This is a genomic window from Oleispirillum naphthae, assembly GCA_027864655.1.
Classification (GTDB): domain Bacteria; phylum Pseudomonadota; class Alphaproteobacteria; order Rhodospirillales; family Rhodospirillaceae; genus Oleispirillum; species Oleispirillum naphthae.
In genome coordinates this window covers 62,137-78,681 of the sequence record JAQAZG010000006.1, presented here as the reverse complement: position 1 = coordinate 78,681, position 16,545 = coordinate 62,137, and the positions used below count along the sequence as shown (strand labels likewise).

Annotated in this window: 13 protein-coding genes and 4 tRNA genes; 13 read left to right on the top strand and 4 right to left on the bottom strand. The window is 66.3% G+C overall.

Annotation, left to right across the window (positions count from 1 at the left end; genetic code table 11):
• Positions 1–26 precede the first annotated feature (26 nt).
• On the top strand, positions 27–779 hold the full coding sequence (locus O7R11_RS08235; RefSeq protein WP_337997023.1) for an SDR family NAD(P)-dependent oxidoreductase: 753 nt from the start codon (positions 27–29) through the stop codon (positions 777–779).
• Positions 780–969: 190 nt separating this feature from the next.
• Here the strand turns inward: O7R11_RS08235 and O7R11_RS08230 are convergent.
• The 4 genes from O7R11_RS08230 to O7R11_RS08215 form a co-directional block, all read right to left on the bottom strand.
• Positions 970–1,045, bottom strand: a tRNA-Thr gene (locus tag O7R11_RS08230).
• Between the two features lie 104 nt (positions 1,046–1,149).
• Positions 1,150–1,323, bottom strand: coding sequence for a hypothetical protein (locus O7R11_RS08225; protein WP_337997022.1), 174 nt, complete (start codon positions 1,321–1,323; stop codon positions 1,150–1,152).
• A gap of 170 nt (positions 1,324–1,493) precedes the next feature.
• Positions 1,494–1,622 carry a hypothetical protein gene (locus tag O7R11_RS08220; protein ID WP_337997021.1) on the bottom strand — a complete coding sequence of 43 codons (129 nt, stop codon included), beginning with the start codon at positions 1,620–1,622 and terminating at the stop codon, positions 1,494–1,496.
• Between the two features lie 125 nt (positions 1,623–1,747).
• Positions 1,748–2,542 (bottom strand): 23S rRNA (guanosine(2251)-2'-O)-methyltransferase RlmB, encoded by a 795-nt coding sequence (locus O7R11_RS08215; protein WP_337997020.1) that lies wholly within the window; start codon positions 2,540–2,542, stop codon positions 1,748–1,750.
• Between the two features lie 208 nt (positions 2,543–2,750).
• Here O7R11_RS08215 and O7R11_RS08210 point away from each other — a divergent pair.
• The 12 genes from O7R11_RS08210 (at position 2,751) to rpoC (ending at position 16,505) form a co-directional block, all read left to right on the top strand.
• Positions 2,751–2,836: transfer RNA gene (locus O7R11_RS08210), tRNA-Tyr, on the top strand.
• 73 nt (positions 2,837–2,909) lie between these two features.
• Positions 2,910–2,983, top strand: a tRNA-Gly gene (locus tag O7R11_RS08205).
• Between the two features lie 132 nt (positions 2,984–3,115).
• Entirely contained in the window at positions 3,116–4,306 is a 1,191-nt protein-coding gene (gene tuf / locus O7R11_RS08200) for an elongation factor Tu (protein WP_337997008.1), read from the top strand.
• Between the two features lie 134 nt (positions 4,307–4,440).
• Positions 4,441–4,516, top strand: a tRNA-Trp gene (locus O7R11_RS08195).
• Positions 4,517–4,605: 89 nt separating this feature from the next.
• The gene (gene secE, locus O7R11_RS08190; protein WP_337997019.1) at positions 4,606–4,803 is read left to right on the top strand and encodes a preprotein translocase subunit SecE; all 198 of its coding nucleotides are present in this window, start codon (positions 4,606–4,608) and stop codon (positions 4,801–4,803) included.
• 4 nt (positions 4,804–4,807) lie between these two features.
• Positions 4,808–5,341, top strand: a complete 534-nt coding sequence (gene nusG, locus O7R11_RS08185; RefSeq protein WP_337997018.1) for a transcription termination/antitermination protein NusG — start codon at positions 4,808–4,810, stop codon at positions 5,339–5,341.
• Between the two features lie 124 nt (positions 5,342–5,465).
• A complete protein-coding gene (gene rplK, locus O7R11_RS08180; RefSeq protein WP_337997017.1) occupies positions 5,466–5,894 on the top strand; it encodes a 50S ribosomal protein L11 in 429 nt (142 codons plus the stop codon).
• 4 nt (positions 5,895–5,898) lie between these two features.
• Positions 5,899–6,594, top strand: coding sequence for a 50S ribosomal protein L1 (rplA, locus tag O7R11_RS08175; protein ID WP_337997016.1), 696 nt, complete (start codon positions 5,899–5,901; stop codon positions 6,592–6,594).
• A gap of 292 nt (positions 6,595–6,886) precedes the next feature.
• Positions 6,887–7,405, top strand: a complete 519-nt coding sequence (gene rplJ, locus O7R11_RS08170) for a 50S ribosomal protein L10 (protein ID WP_337997015.1) — start codon at positions 6,887–6,889, stop codon at positions 7,403–7,405.
• Positions 7,406–7,460: 55 nt separating this feature from the next.
• Positions 7,461–7,835 carry a 50S ribosomal protein L7/L12 gene (gene rplL / locus O7R11_RS08165; protein WP_337997014.1) on the top strand — a complete coding sequence of 125 codons (375 nt, stop codon included), beginning with the start codon at positions 7,461–7,463 and terminating at the stop codon, positions 7,833–7,835.
• 239 nt (positions 7,836–8,074) lie between these two features.
• Entirely contained in the window at positions 8,075–12,256 is a 4,182-nt protein-coding gene (gene rpoB / locus O7R11_RS08160; RefSeq protein ID WP_337997013.1) for a DNA-directed RNA polymerase subunit beta, read from the top strand.
• Between the two features lie 88 nt (positions 12,257–12,344).
• Positions 12,345–16,505 (top strand): DNA-directed RNA polymerase subunit beta', encoded by a 4,161-nt coding sequence (gene rpoC, locus O7R11_RS08155; RefSeq protein ID WP_337997012.1) that lies wholly within the window; start codon positions 12,345–12,347, stop codon positions 16,503–16,505.
• Positions 16,506–16,545 lie beyond the last annotated feature (40 nt).

The window sequence follows — 16,545 nt, the reverse complement described above, 5'->3', positions numbered from 1 at the left end:
GGCTCGCTCCACACGGGACGACAATCATGCGACTGAAGGACAAGACCGCCCTGATCACAGGCGCGGCGCAGGGACTCGGCGCAGCGATCGCCCGCCGCTTTGCGGAAGAGGGCGCACGCGTGCTGGTGTGCGACGTCAACGCCGAAACCGGGGAGGCGACGGTGCGGGCGATCGCCGCGGCGGGCGGTTCCGCCGCCTTCCAGAGCCTCGACGTCACCGACGAGGCGAGCTGGGCCGCGGCGATCGCGGCGGCGCTCGCCCGCTTCGGGCGGCTCGACGTGCTGGTCAACAATGCGGGGATCAACATCCGCGAGCCGATCGAGGAGATGAAGGCGGAAAACCTCGACAAGATGCTCGCGGTCAACGTCAAGGGGCCGTTCCTCGGCATCAAGCACGCCATCCCGGTTCTGCGCAAGGGCGGCGGCGGCGCGATCATCAACATGTCGTCGATCTGCGGCCTCGTCGGCCACAAGTACACCACCGAGGCCTACACCATCACCAAGGGCGCGCTCACCCTGATGACCAGGACCGTCGGGGTGCGCTACGCCAAGGACAACATCCGCTGCAACTCCATCCACCCCAGCACGGTGGACACGCCGCTGGTGCAGGTGCTCTTCCAGGACCCGCAGAAGAAGGCGGAGCGCCTGGGCGAGGTGCCGCTCGGGCGGCTCGCCACCGAGGCGGACGTGGCCAACGCCGCGCTCTATCTCGCGTCGGACGAGGGCGCCTTCCTCAACGGCGTGGCGCTGCCGGTGGATGGCGGGCTGACGGCGTACTGAGCGAAGCGTTTTGCGTTCCCGCCGGGGGGCCGCGGGGCCGGTGCACGCGCCGGTTCCGCAGCCGCCCGGAACTTCCCGCCCGGGCGGCGTCCTCCCTCCGTCCCGCATGCCCGGGCGGGATTCGACTGCCCGGAGAGCACCCGGGGAATGGAAAAGGGGCCGGACGATGCGCCCGGCCCCTTGGCATTCCTGGTGCCGGTTGCAGGATTCGAACCCGCGACCCCCTGATTACAAATCAGGTGCTCTACCAACTGAGCTAAACCGGCGTGCTTTCGACCGCTTGTAGCGTGAGGGCGGGTGCGGGCGCAAGGTGTTTGGCGCATATGGAAAGGGAGCCTTGCGGCTCCCTCCCTCGGCACGTGCTCAGGCGTCAGTCGAAATGCCCGCGGTTGGCGGGGACGTCCTTGAGCATCTTGTCCTGCTTGACGGACTTGCGGTGCCGTTTCGGCCCCTTGCTGAAGTCGATCTTCTTGCCGAGTTTCAGGATGTCGCGGGGCTCCAGGTGCTCGATCTCGTTTTCGTCATAGGGTTCACCGGGTCTCATGGTGCTCTCCTTCCCTTCACCACGCCTTATTGAATATGCGGTTCCCGGCGGCGATTTCTCAACCATAGATGAAAAAACATCATTTATTATTATCGTAAACAGGATGACGCTCCCCGCAAAAAAAAGGGGGAGCCGCAAGGCTCCCCCGTTTGGTTTCGGCAGGGCGGGGTTCAGTCGAACAGGCCGCGATAGTCCGCCACGCCCCGGGTCGGATCGATCTTCTTGGCGCTCCCGCGGCGCCGCAGGCGGCACTGGGTGAAGTCCAGATGGCCGCGCTTCAGGATATCGCGGGGCTCCATGTGCTGAATTTCTCCGTGCGGATCGCAGTACCACATGGTTCTCTCCTTCCTGTCAGCCTAATACCTGACTACTGTAGTAGGATATAGGGACGCGGCGGAGAGGAGTCAATTTCCTCTCCGGATTTTCAGGCGAGCAGGGCGTAGAGCGCGATCGCCGCGGCGTTGGAGACGTTGAGACTCTCCATGGCGGGGCGGATCGGCAGCCGCGCGGTGAAGTCGCAGGCCTCCTGGCTCAGGCGGCGCAGCCCCGCGCCCTCGGCCCCGAGCACCAGCACCAGGGAATCCGGCAGGTCCTGTTCCGTCAGCGTCTTGCCCGCGCCGCCATCCAGGCCGACGCACCAGAAGCCCTTTTCCTTGAGGGCGCCGAGGGCGCGGGCGAAGTTGACGGCGCGCACCAGGGGCACGGTTTCGAGAGCGCCGCAGGCGGCCTTGGCGATGGCGCCGGTCTCCTCCGGCGCGTGGCGGTCGGGCAGCAGCACGGCGAGCGCGCCGAAGGCGGCGGCGCTGCGCAGCACCGCGCCGACGTTGTGCGGGTCGGCCACCTGGTCGAGCGCCACCACGACGCGCCGCTTCGGCGGCGGCGCGCCGTCGGCGGGAGCTTCGGGAATGTCGGCGATCTCGGCGGCGGGCAGCGGCGGGCACAGCATCGCCGCGCCCTGGTGCACCGCGCCGGGCGGCAGCACCGCATCGATGTCGCGCCGCGTCGCCGTGGCGGCGGCGATGGCGTGCGGGGTTTCGGCGAAGGCGTGGGCGAGCGCCGCTGCGGCCTCCTCGGTGGCGAGCAGGCGCTTCGGCCGGCGCGCCGGGTTGGCGAGCGCCGCAGCCACCGCGTGCAGGCCGTAGAGCCAGACGTCGCCGCTGGGCTTGCGGCCGGGGCGGGCCTCCGGGGCGGGCTCCCGCCGAGGCTTGAATCGTGTCATGCGCGGTCCCAATTTCTGCTGTGAGGACGGGCGCTTGCCGCGCCGTCGGAATCGACTTCTAGCACGAAGCCGGGGCCGGGTGCGAGAAAACCGGATTCCCCGACTTTGATGTTGACATAGGGCCGGAAATGCTCATATTTGCGCACTCCAACGCACTGGTCCGCAGGGGCCGGGCGCGTCCTGGACGACCCGCCGGGTGGCAGGGTGCGGAGGGGTGGCCGAGCGGTCAAAGGCAGCAGACTGTAAATCTGCCGACGTATGTCTACGTAGGTTCGAATCCTACCCCCTCCACCATCCCGCCGAACGGCTGGAAGCCGGGGCGCGTTGCCGTGCGTGGGGAAGCTTCGGCGCCGAGCGGGGGAAGTGTGCGGGTGTAGCTCAATGGTAGAGCCCCAGCCTTCCAAGCTGGTTGTGAGGGTTCGATTCCCTTCACCCGCTCCAGGTTTTTAGGCGCTTCGGGGTAGGTACGGGTGCCGTGGGCTGCGGGGGCGGCGGCGGCGAGACTCCGGGCGAGGCGGGTGGTTCCTCCTCGTTCCTTTATCCATCAACACCGGAAACATTGGATTTCACGTCATGTCCAAGGAAAAATTCGAGCGGAGCAAGCCGCACTGCAACATCGGCACGATCGGCCACGTTGACCACGGCAAGACGACGCTGACTGCGGCGATCACGAAGGTTCTGGCGGAGACCGGCGGAGCGACGTTCAGCGCGTACGATATGATCGACAAGGCTCCCGAGGAGCGGGCTCGCGGCATCACGATCAACACGGCGCACGTTGAGTATTCGACGGAGAACCGTCACTACGCGCATGTGGATTGCCCCGGCCACGCCGACTACGTGAAGAACATGATCACCGGCGCTGCGCAGATGGACGGCGCGATCCTGGTGGTTTCGGCGGCGGACGGCCCGATGCCGCAGACGCGCGAGCACATTCTGTTGGCGCGCCAGGTGGGCGTTCCGGCGATCGTGGTGTACATGAACAAGGTCGATCAGGTTGACGATCCGGAGCTTCTGGAGTTGGTGGAGATGGAAATCCGCGAGCTTCTGTCGAGCTACGACTTCCCTGGCGACGACATTCCGATCGTTCAGGGTTCGGCGCTTGCGGCTCTGGAAGGGCGCGACGAGAAGATCGGCCGCGAATCGATCCTGGAGCTGATGAAGGCGGTTGACAGCTACATTCCGCAGCCGGATCGCCCGAAGGACAAGCCGTTCCTGATGCCGATCGAAGACGTGTTCTCGATCTCGGGGCGCGGCACGGTGGTGACCGGGCGCGTCGAGCGCGGCGTTGTGAAGGTGGGCGAGGAAGTCGCGATCGTCGGCCTGAAGGACACGGTGAAGACGACGTGCACCGGCGTGGAGATGTTCCGCAAGCTTCTGGACCAGGGCGAGGCGGGGGACAACATCGGCGCCCTGTTGCGCGGGACGAAGCGCGAGGACGTGGAGCGCGGCCAGGTTCTGGCGGCTCCGGGTTCGATCACGCCGCACACCAAGTTCAAGGCCGAGGCGTACATCCTGACGAAGGAAGAAGGCGGGCGTCATACGCCGTTCTTCTCGAACTACCGGCCGCAGTTCTACTTCCGCACGACGGACGTGACGGGTTCGGTGGTTCTGCCGGAAGGCGTCGAGATGGTGATGCCCGGCGACAACATTTCGATGGAAGTGGACCTGATCGTGCCGATCGCCATGGACGAGGGCCTGCGCTTCGCGATCCGCGAAGGCGGCCGTACCGTCGGCGCTGGCGTCGTGGCCTCGATCATCGAGTAATATGGATATGGCTTTTCCACCGGGGGGGACCCGGTGGAAAAGTGCTTGCTTGCCGAAGGCGGGGGAGCTAGTCTCTCGCGCCTTTGGTGTTGGGGCGTTACATACCCCGATGATTTCGTTTGCGTGCAGGCCCTAGGGGTGTAGCTCAACTGGTAGAGCACCGGTCTCCAAAACCGGGGGTTGCGGGTTCGATCCCTGCCACCCCTGCCAGCGCAACGGCGAAATCCTCCGGGGTTAGGAACGCAGCCCGCGCGGCGCGATAGGCGCGACGGCGGGCACGACAACTTGGGTTTGATGTAATGGCAAAGACCTCTCCCGGTCAGTTTGTGCGTCAGGTTCGGCAGGAGCTGGCGAAGATCGCCTGGCCCAGCCGCAGGGAAACCATGGTCTCTACGCTCATGGTGATGTCCCTGGCGGTGGTGGCGTCGGTTTTCCTGTTCCTGGTGGATACGGTCTTCTCGCTGGGAATCCAGAGCGTTCTCGGACTGGGAGGCTGATCGCATGCAGGCGCGCTGGTACGTGGTGCACGTCTATTCCGGATTCGAGAAGAAGGTCGCGCTGTCGATCCGCGAACAGGCGACGATGAAGGGCATGGCCGACCTCTTCGAAGAGGTGCTGGTCCCCACCGAGGAAGTCGTCGAGGTGCGCCGTGGCGCCAAGGTGAACGCCGAGCGCAAGTTTTTCCCCGGCTACGTGCTGGTCAAGATGGTGCTCACCGACGAGAGCTGGCATCTCGTCAAGAACACCGCGAAGGTGACGGATTTCCTCGGCGGCAAGGGCCGCCCGATCCCGATTACCGAAACCGAGGCGCAGCGCATCATGACGCAGGTGCAGGAGGGCGTGGACCGCCCGAAGCCCTCCGTGGTGTTCGAAATCGGCGAGCAGGTGCGGGTGTGCGACGGGCCGTTCACCAGCTTCAACGGCGTGGTCGAGGAAGTGGACGAAGAAAAGAACCGCATCAAGGTGGCGGTGTCGATCTTCGGGCGCTCGACCCCGGTCGAGCTGGAATACGCCCAGGTCGAAAAGATCAGTTGAGTCTCTAGAATTCCGGCGCCGCGCGCGGCGCCGTCAATCCGCGGGAGGCCTGGCCAGGGCCGCAAACCGCGGTCCTGTCCATGGCGCCGGGGATGGGCCCCGCCGCCGTTAGAGAGTGAGAAACATGGCGAAGAAAATTGTGGGCTTCATCAAGCTCCAGGTGCCGGCGGGCAAGGCGAATCCGTCGCCGCCGATCGGCCCGGCGCTCGGTCAGCGCGGCCTCAACATCATGGAGTTCTGCAAGGCGTTCAACGCGCTGACCCAGAACATGGAGCCCGGCATGCCGGTTCCGGTGGTGATCACGGCCTTCTCCGACCGCACGTTCACCTTCATCACCAAGCTGCCGCCGATCAGCTACTACCTGAAGAAGGCGGCGGGTCTCCCGAAGGGCAGCCAGACCCCGGGCCAGTCCGTCGCCGGGCAGGTTTCCGTGGCGCAGGTGCGCGAGATTGCGGCGGCGAAGATGCCCGATCTCAACTGCCATACCGTCGAGGCGGCCATGGAAATGGTCCGCGGTTCCGCCCGTTCCATGGGCCTGCAGGTGGTGGAGTAAGCTCATGGCGAATCTCGGAAAGCGTTTGACTGCGGCCTACGAAGGCGTTGACCGCGACAAGTTCTACCCCCTCGTCGAGGCGGTGGCCCTGATCAAGGGCGCGGCCAAGGCGAAGTTCGACGAGACCGTCGAGGTCGCGATGAACCTCGGCGTCGATCCGCGTCATGCCGACCAGATGGTGCGCGGCGTGGTGTCCCTGCCGCACGGCACCGGCAAGACGGTGCGCGTCGCGGTGTTCGCCAAGGGCCCGAAGGCCGATGAGGCGACGGCCGCGGGCGCGGAGTTCGTCGGCGCCGAAGACCTGATGGAACAGATCCAGGGCGGCATGATGGACTTCGACCGTTGCGTCGCCACCCCGGACATGATGGGCATCGTCGGCCGTCTGGGTAAGGTGCTCGGTCCGCGCGGCCTGATGCCGAACCCGAAGCTCGGCACGGTGACGATGAACGTCGCCGAGGCGGTGAAGGCGGCCAAGGGCGGCCAGGTGCAGTTCCGCGTCGAGAAGGCGGGCATCGTGCACGGCGGCGTCGGGCGCATCTCGTTCTCCGAGGCGCAGCTGGCCGAGAACATCAAGGCGTTCGTGGACGCCATCAACAAGGCCAAGCCCTCCGGTGCGAAGGGCGTGTACCTGAAGAAGATTTCGATTTCCTCGACGATGGGGCCGGGCCTCAAGCTCAACATCTCCGACGTCGTGGGATAAAGCCGACCTTCCGGGCCGTGTCCGCACGGCCCGGGATGGGTCCTCCGTTCGCGGGGGTCCCGAAGTACCTGTCCGAGACCGCAGGCGCCGACCGTTTGGCCGGTTTAATGGGTTCCCACCTGCGCAGACGGGAGTGGCAAGTTTTTCGCCGGGGCGGTGCGTCCGCCGCGGCTGGGCTTGAACTTTCGAGGGCAGGTTCGTCGATCCCGGCGGAGGGGCCGCAAGGCGCCGAAGCCGGGGAGCCGATCCGGACACCGTTCGCGGTGGCCGGGTCAAGTCAGCGGAGACGAAAGTGAACCGAGAAGAAAAATCCGAACTGGTGCGTTCCCTGAACGCTCTGTTCAACGAGGTCTCGCTCGTCGTCGTCACCCAGTACAAGGGTCTGACGGTCGAAGAGATGACGGCCTTGCGTGGGCAGATGCGCGCAGCCGGTGCGCAGTTCAAGGTTACGAAGAATCGGCTTACGCGTCTCGCCCTGGCAGGCACCGACTTCGAAGGCGCCGGTGATTTCTTCACCGGGCCGACGGCGATCGCCACTTCCGCCGATCCCGTCGCCGCCGCCAAGGCCGCAGTCGAATACGCCAAGAAGAACGAGAAGCTGGTCATTGTCGGCGGTTCGCTCGGCAAGACGGTTCTGGACGCCGACGGGGTCAAGGCCCTGGCGACCATGCCGTCTCTCGACGAACTGCGCGGCAAGATCCTGGGTCTGTTGCAGGCCCCGGCCACCAAGCTGGCCGGCGTCACGCAGGCCCCGGCGGGCCAGCTCGCTCGCGTCTTTGCGGCCTATGCCGATCAGGGCGCCGCAGCGTAACGCGGTTTTTCAACGAATATCGAAAAGTTCAAGCCTGACAAGGAGTTACTGAGAAATGGCCGATTTGGGTAAGCTGGTCGAAGAGCTGTCCGCCCTGACCGTGATGGAAGCCGCCGAGCTTTCGAAGATGCTGGAAGAGAAGTGGGGCGTTTCCGCCGCCGCGCCGGTGGCCGTTGCCGCCGCCGGTCCGGCCGCCGCCGCCGCTCCGGTCGAGGAGCAGACCGAATTCGACGTGATCCTCGCCGCTGTCGGCGAGAAGAAGATCAACGTCATCAAGGAAGTCCGCGCCATCACCGGCCTTGGCCTGAAGGAAGCGAAGGACCTCGTCGAGGGCGCGCCGAAGGTGGTGAAGGAGGCCTGTTCGAAGGACGAGGCCGCCGCTCTGAAGAAGCAGCTGGAAGAAGCCGGCGCGACGGTCGAACTGAAGTAAGACGCAAGCGTTGCGTCTTACGTCGTGACATCTGGGTCGTCCCGCACCGCGCAGAGATGCGTGTGTGCGGGCCGGCCCGTCTGTGCTTCCCGGTTCGAGACGGGGAGCGCGGCGGAAGAACCCCGCGCATCGGTTGCGTGGGCGCGGATTTCGAGGCGGGGCCTTCGCGGGCGCCGCCGGACGACGCTGGCGGCGCATGGTGCGCCCGGCGGATCAAGTGAGTGCAATAAGGAGCGGCGATGTCGAGCTCTCTCTCGGGATGTAAAAGGGTGCGCCGGAGTTTTGGACGGATTCCGTCCGTGGCGACGATGCCCAACCTGATCGAGGTTCAGAAGAACTCCTACGACCAATTCCTGCAGATCGGCACGCCGCTTCACGAGCGGCAGGACGCCGGGCTGCAGGAGGTCTTCAAGTCGGTCTTCCCGATCAAGGACTTCACCGGCCGCGGCGAGCTTGAGTTCGTCGGTTACGAGCTGGAAACGCCGAAGTACGACGTCGATGAGTGCCAGCAGCGCGGCATGACCTTCGCCGCGCCGCTCAAGGTGACTCTGCGCCTCGTCGTCTGGGATATCGACGAGGACACCGGCGCCCGCTCCATCCGCGACATCAAGGAGCAGGACGTCTACATGGGCGACATGCCCCTGATGACGTCGAAAGGCACCTTCATCATCAACGGCACCGAGCGCGTCATCGTCTCCCAAATGCACCGCAGCCCGGGCGTCTTCTTCGACCACGACAAGGGCAAGACCCACTCGTCGGGCAAGTTCCTGTTCGCGGCGAGGGTGATCCCCTACCGCGGCTCGTGGCTCGACTTCGAGTTCGACGCCAAGGACCTGGTCTACGTGCGCATCGACCGCCGCCGCAAGCTGCCGGTCACCACGCTGCTCTATGCGCTCGATTCCGGGGCGACCGTGGACAAGCGCCGCACCCTCGCCGAGGAAGGGCGGAAGCTCGACCCGGCCGAGGCCGAGGGGATGTCCGCCGAGGAGATTCTCGGCACCTTCTACCAGCGCATCCTCTATACCCGCGACGCCGAGAGCTGGTGCAGCGCGCTCGACCTGCAGGCGCTGCGCGGGCTGAAGCTCGACTACGACCTGGTGGACGCGGATTCGGACGAGGTGCTGGTCGAGGCGGGCAAGAAGATCACGCCGCGCATCCTGCGCCAGGTCGCCGAGGTCAACGCCACCCGCGTGCGCATTCCGACTTCGGAGCTCACCGGCCGCTTCGTCGCCGAGGACGTGATCAACGAGGAGACCGGCGAAGTGTTGGCCGAGGCGGGCAACGAGCTCACCGAGGCGGTTCTCGCCGTCATGGCCGCCGCCGGAATCGCCGAGATTCCGGTGCTGCGCATCGACTCCAACACCGGCCCCTACCTGCGCAACACCCTGGCGGCGGACAAGAACTCCTGCCGCGAGGAAGCCCTGGTGGACATCTACCGGGTGATGCGCCCGGGCGAGCCGCCGACGCTGGACACCGCCGAGGCGCTGTTCCAGGGCCTGTTCTTCGACTCCGAGCGCTACGATCTCTCCGCGGTCGGCCGGGTGAAGATGAACGCGCGCCTCAACCTCTCCACCGACGTCGCGCCGGAGAGCCTGCGCGTGCTGCGCAAGGACGACATCCTGGCGATCATCCGCGAACTGCTGGACCTCAAGGACGGCAAGGGCGAGATCGACGACATCGACCACCTCGGCAACCGCCGGGTGCGTTCGGTCGGCGAACTGATGGAGAACCAGTACCGCATCGGCCTGCTGCGCATGGAGCGGGCGATCCGCGAGCGCATGAGTTCGGTGGACATCGACACCGTGATGCCGCACGACCTGATCAACGCCAAGCCTGCGGCGGCGGCGGTGCGCGAGTTCTTCGGCTCGTCGCAGCTTTCGCAGTTCATGGACCAGACCAACCCGCTGGCCGAGATCACCCACAAGCGCCGTCTCTCGGCGCTTGGCCCGGGCGGCCTGACCCGCGAGCGCGCGGGCTTCGAGGTGCGCGACGTGCACCCCACGCATTACGGCCGCATCTGCCCGATCGAGACGCCGGAAGGCCCGAACATCGGCCTGATCAACAGCCTCGCCACCTTCGCGCGGGTCAACCAGTACGGCTTCATCGAAACCCCGTACCGCCGCGTCGTCGATGGCCACGTCACCGACGAGGTGGTCTACATGTCGGCGATGGAGGAGGGGCGCTACCACATCGCCCAGGCCTCCGCCCCGGTGGACGCCAACGGCAAGTTCACCGAGGACCTGCTGCCGGCGCGTAAGGCGGGCGACGTGCTGATGGTTCCGGCCTCCGACATCCAGTACATGGACGTCTCGCCGAAGCAGCTGGTCTCCGTGGCCGCGGCGCTGATCCCGTTCCTCGAGAACGACGACGCCAACCGCGCGCTGATGGGCTCCAACATGCAGCGTCAGGCGGTGCCGCTGCTGAAGGCCGAGGCGCCGTTCGTCGGCACCGGCATGGAGGCGGCGGTGGCGCAGGACAGCCGCGCCGCCATCGTGGCGCGCCGCTCCGGCCGGGTGCAGCAGATGGATGCGACGCGTATCGTCATCCACGCCGTGGCGGAGGAAACCGGCGCGGCGGATACCGGCGTGGACATCTACACCCTCGCCAAGTTCCAGCGTTCCAACCAGAGCACCTGCATCACCCAGCGTCCGCTGGTTCAGGTGGGCGACCTGGTGCGGAAGGGCGACATCATCGCCGACGGTCCGTCCACCGAATACGGCGAACTGGCGCTCGGCCGCAACGTGCTGGTCGCGTTCATGCCGTGGAACGGCTACAACTACGAGGACTCCATCCTGATCTCCGAACGCATCGTCCGCGACGACGTGTTCACCTCGATCCACATCGAGGAGTTCGAGGTGATGGCCCGCGACACCAAGCTCGGGCAGGAGGAAATCACCCGCGACATCCCCAACGTCGGCGAGGACGCGCTCAAGAACCTCGACGAGGCGGGCATCGTCTACATCGGCGCCGAGGTCAAGGCGGGCGACATTCTGGTGGGCAAGGTGACGCCGAAGGGCGAGAGCCCGATGACCCCGGAAGAGAAGCTCCTGCGCGCGATCTTCGGCGAAAAGGCCACCGACGTGCGCGACACCTCGCTCAGGGTGCCGCCGGGCGTCACCGGCACCATCGTCGAGGTGCGGGTGTTCTCGCGCCGCGGCGTGGACAAGGACGAGCGCGCGATGGCGATCGAACGCCAGGAGATCGAGCGCCTGGCGAAGGACCGCGACGACGAGAAGGCGATCCTCGAAACCTCGTTCAACCAGCGCCTGCGCGACCTCCTGATGGGTCAGCAGGTGGTGGCCGGGCCGAAGGGCATGGCCACCGGCGAGCCGGTCTCCGACGCGCTTCTGGCGGATTTCACCCCCGGCCAGTGGCGGCAGATCGCGGTCGCCGACGACGAGATGATGAGCCGCATCGAGGTTCTGAAGCGCCACTTCGAGGGCACGGTTCAGAAGTTGCAGGAGCGCTTCGAGAACAAGGTGGACAAGCTGCAGCGCGGCGACGAGCTGCCGCCCGGCGTGCTGAAGATGGTCAAGGTGTTCGTCGCGGTGAAGCGCAAGCTGCAACCGGGCGACAAGATGGCGGGCCGCCACGGCAACAAGGGCGTGATCTCGCGCATCCTGCCGGTGGAGGACATGCCCTACCTCGCCGACGGCACGCAGATGGACATCGTGCTCAACCCGCTCGGCGTGCCGTCGCGCATGAACGTCGGGCAGATTCTCGAAACCCACCTCGGCTGGGCCTCGGCCAACATCGGGCGGAAGATCGGCGCGATGGTCGATGCCTGCCGCGCCGGCCGCGGCGACGCGGCGGAACTGCGCGGCTACGTCGAGACCGTCTACGGCGAGGAGCACACGGCGAAGGATATCGCGCCGCTTTCCGACGCCGCGCTGATCGAGGCGGCGGACCACCTGCGCGGCGGCGTGCCGATGGCGACCCCGGTGTTCGACGGGGCGCGCGAGCACGACATCGTGGACATGCTGAAGCTCGCCGGGCTCGATTCCTCGGCGCAGTCGCAGCTCTACGACGGCCGCACCGGCGAGCCCTTCGACCGCAAGACCACGGTCGGCTACATCTATATGCTGAAGCTGCACCACCTGGTGGACGACAAGATCCACGCCCGCTCCATCGGCCCGTACAGCCTGGTCACCCAGCAGCCGCTGGGCGGCAAGGCGCAGTTCGGCGGACAACGCTTCGGCGAAATGGAAGTGTGGGCGCTCGAGGCCTACGGCGCCGCCTACACCTTGCAGGAAATGTTGACGGTGAAGTCCGACGACGTGTCGGGCCGCACCAAGGTCTACGAGGCGATCGTCCGCGGCGACGACACCTTCGAGGCCGGGATTCCGGAATCCTTCAACGTCCTGGTCAAGGAAATGCGGTCGCTGTGCCTGAACGTCGAGCTGAGCCAGCGCGACTTCTAAGAGCTTCGGCTTTCTGCCCCGGGCGGTTCTTCCGCCCGGGGCGCCACCCATCGAGTTTTACATAGCGCATTCCAAGGAGCGCAGTGGCATGAACGAACTTACCAAGATTTTCGGCCAGGTCTCGGGCACCCAGGCGTTCGATCAGATCGAGATCGCGATCGCCTCGCCGGAGCAGATCAGGGCCTGGTCGTTCGGTGAGATCAAGAAGCCGGAAACCATCAACTACCGCACCTTCAAGCCGGAACGCGACGGCCTGTTCTGCGCCCGCATCTTCGGGCCGATCAAGGACTACGAGTGCCTGTGCGGCAAGTACAAGCGGATGAAGTACCGCGGCATCATCTGCGAGAAGTGCGGCGTCGAGGTCACCCTCTCCAAGGTGCGCCGCGAGCGCATGGGCCACATCGAGCTGGCCGCCCCGGTCGCCCACATCTGGTTTTTGAAGTCGCTGCCCAGCCGCATCGGCCTGATGGTCGATATGACCCTGAAGGACCTGGAGCGGGTTCTCTATTTCGAGAACTACGTGGTGGTGGAGCCGGGCCTCACCCCCCTGAAGCGCCTGGAGCTGCTGTCGGAAGAGCAGTACCAGATGGCGGTCGAGGAATACGGCGAGGACAGCTTCCGCGCAGGCATCGGCGCCGAGGCGCTGCGCGAGATCCTCTCCGCGATCGACGTGGAGGAGGAGCGCAAGACCCTGCGCGCCGACCTGCGCGAGACCACCTCGGAGGCGAAGCGCAAGAAGCTGGTGAAGCGCCTCAAGGTGGTGGAAGCGTTCTGCGAGTCCGAGACCCGTCCGGAGTGGATGATCCTCGAGGTCATCCCGGTGATCCCGCCGGAGCTGCGCCCCCTGGTGCCGCTCGACGGCGGCCGCTTCGCCACCTCGGACCTCAACGACCTCTACCGCCGGGTGATCAACCGCAACAACCGCCTGCGCCGCCTGATCGAACTGCGCGCGCCGGACATCATCATCCGCAACGAAAAGCGCATGTTGCAGGAGGCGGTGGACGCCCTCTTCGACAACGGCCGCCGCGGCCGCGCGATCACCGGCGCGAACAAGCGTCCGCTCAAGTCCCTGGCCGACATGCTCAAGGGCAAGCAGGGCCGCTTCCGCCAGAACCTCCTGGGCAAGCGCGTCGATTATTCCGGCCGTTCGGTGATCACCGTGGGTCCGGAGCTCAAGCTGCACCAGTGCGGCCTGCCGAAGAAGATGGCGCTCGAGCTGTTCAAGCCGTTCGTCTATTCCAAGCTCGAACTCTACGGCATCGCCACCACGATCAAGGCGGCGAAGCGCATGGTGGAAAAGGAGCGCCCGGAGGTCTGGGACATCCTCGAGGAAGTCATCCGCGAACATCCGGTGATGCTCAACCGCGCGCCGACGCTGCACCGCCTCGGCATCCAGGCGTTCGAGCCGACCCTGATCGAAGGCAAGGCGATCCAGCTGCACCCGCTGGTCTGCACCGCGTTCAACGCCGACTTCGACGGCGACCAGATGGCGGTGCACGTGCCGCTCTCCCTGGAGGCGCAGCTCGAAGCCCGCGTGCTGATGATGTCCACCAACAACATCCTCAGCCCGGCCAACGGCAAGCCGATCATCGTGCCGACGCAGGACATCATTCTCGGCCTCTACTACCTCTCGATGCAGGCCGACGGCGAACTGGGCGAGGGCATGGTGTTCGCCAACCTCGACGAGATCCGCCATGCGCTGGAGCACAAGGTGGTCTCCCTGCACGCCAAGGTCCAGGCGCGCGTCACCGCGTATACCGACGCGGGCGAGCTGGTCACCGGCCGCATCGAGACCACGCCGGGCCGGATGATGATCGGCGAGCTTCTGCCGCTCAATCCGAAGGTGCCGTTCTCCGTGGTCAACCGCCTGCTGCGCAAGAAGGAGATCGGCGACGTCATCGACACCGTCTATCGCCATTGCGGCCAAAAGGAGACGGTGATCTTCGCCGACCGCATCATGAAGCTCGGCTTCCGCGAGGCGTGCAACGCCGGCATCTCCTTCGGCAAGGACGACCTGGTCATCCCGCCGTCGAAGGAGGGGATGATCCACGAGACCGAGGCCCAGGTGAAGGAGTTCGAGCAGCAGTACCAGGACGGCCTGATCACCAAGGGCGAGAAGTACAACAAGGTGGTGGACGCCTGGTCGGCCTGCACCGACAAGGTCGCCGACGAGATGATGAAGGAAATCTCGCGCGTCGGCGCGGGGGTGGGGATCAACTCGGTCTACATGATGGCGCACTCGGGCGCCCGCGGCTCGCAGGCGCAGATGAAGCAGCTCGCCGGCATGCGCGGCCTGATGGCCAAGCCCTCGGGCGAGATCATCGAGACGCCGATCATCTCCAACTTCAAGGAGGGGCTGACCGTTCTCGAGTACTTCAACTCCACCCACGGCGCGCGCAAGGGCCTGGCCGACACCGCTCTGAAGACCGCGAACTCGGGCTACCTGACCCGCCGCCTGGTGGACGTGGCGCAGGACGCGATCATCACCGAGGAGGACTGCGGCACCGAACGCGGCCTGATGGCCACCGCGGTGATCGAGGGCGGCAACATGGTCGCCTCGCTCGGCGACCGCATCCTCGGCCGCACCGCGCTCGAAGACGTGCTCAGCCCGGTCGATGACAGCGTGCTGGTGAAGAAGGGCGAACTGATCGACGAGAAGGACGTCGTGGCGATCGAGGCCGCCGGGGTCGAGATGGTGCGCATCCGCTCGGTGCTCACCTGCGAGACCGAGGTGGGCATCTGCGGCAAGTGCTACGGACGCGACCTGGCGCGCGGCACGCCGGTGAACCTCGGCGAGGCGGTGGGCGTCATCGCCGCGCAGTCGATCGGCGAGCCGGGCACCCAGCTCACCATGCGCACCTTCCACATCGGCGGCGCGGCGCAGCGCGGCGCCGAGGTCTCGGCGATCGAGGCGCCCTACGAGGCGACGGTGAAGATCGAGAACTACAGCGTCGTCGCCAACTCGGAAGGGGTGAAGGTGGTGATGGGCCGCAACACGGAACTCGCGCTTCTCGGCCCGACGGGCCGCGAGCGCGCGCGTTACCGCGTGCCCTACGGCGCGAAGCTCCTGGTCGAGGACGGCGTGGCGGTGGAAAAGGCCCAGAAGCTCGCCGAGTGGGACCCCTACACCATGCCGATCGTCACCGAGCGCGAAGGCATCGCCAGCTACTCCGACCTCATCGAGGGCACCTCGATGAAGGAGGTGATGGACGACGCCACCGGCATGACCAGCCGCGTCGTGGTGGACTTCAAGCAGCAGTCCAAGGGTGCGGAGCTGAAGCCGCGCATCGCGCTCAAGGACGAGGCGGGCAACACGCTCACCCTGGCCAACGGGCAGGAGGCGCGCTACTTCCTCTCCGCGGACTCCATCCTCTCGGTGGAGAACGGCCAGAAGGTCTACGCCGGCGACGTGCTGGCGCGTATCCCGCGCGAAGGGTCCAAGACCCGCGACATCACCGGCGGTCTGCCGCGCGTCGCGGAACTGTTCGAAGCCCGCAAGCCGAAGGACTACGCGATCATCTCGGACCTCGAGGGCCGCGTCGAATTCGGCAAGGACTACAAGAACAAGCGCCGCCTCCTGGTGGTGCCGGAAGAGGGCGATCCGGTGGAATACCTGATCCCCAAGGGCAAGCACGTGACGGTGCAGGAGGGCGACTACGTCCGCAAGGGCGACGCCCTGATGGACGGCAACCCGGTGCCGCACGACATCCTGCAGGTGCTGGGCGTCGAGGCCCTGGCCAACTACCTGATCAAGGAAATCCAGGACGTCTACCGTCTCCAGGGCGTGAAGATCAACGACAAGCACATCGAGGTGATCTCCCGCCAGATGTTGCAGAAGGTGGAGGTCACCGAGCCCGGCGACACCACCTTCCTCGCCGGAGAGCTGGTGGACCGCTTCGACTACAAGGCGGAGAACGAGCGCACCGAGAAGGAAGGCGGCCGCCCGGCGACCGCCAAGCCGGTGCTGCAGGGCATCACCAAGGCGTCGCTGCAGACCCACTCCTTCATCTCCGCCGCCTCCTTCCAGGAGACGACGCGGGTGCTCACCGAGGCCGCGGTGGCGGGCAAGGTGGACAGCCTGATCGGCCTGAAGGAGAACGTCATCGTCGGCCGCCTCATCCCGGCGGGCACCGGTGCGGTGATGAGCCGCCTGCGCCGCCTCGCCGCGGAGCGCGACCGCGAGGCGGTTCCGGGCGAGGCTCCGGCCGCTCTGCCCGACGGCGAGGTCACGCCGCCGCCCGCGGAGTGAAAACCGCCGGATTTCCGGCCATGAAGCGAACGCCGCCCCC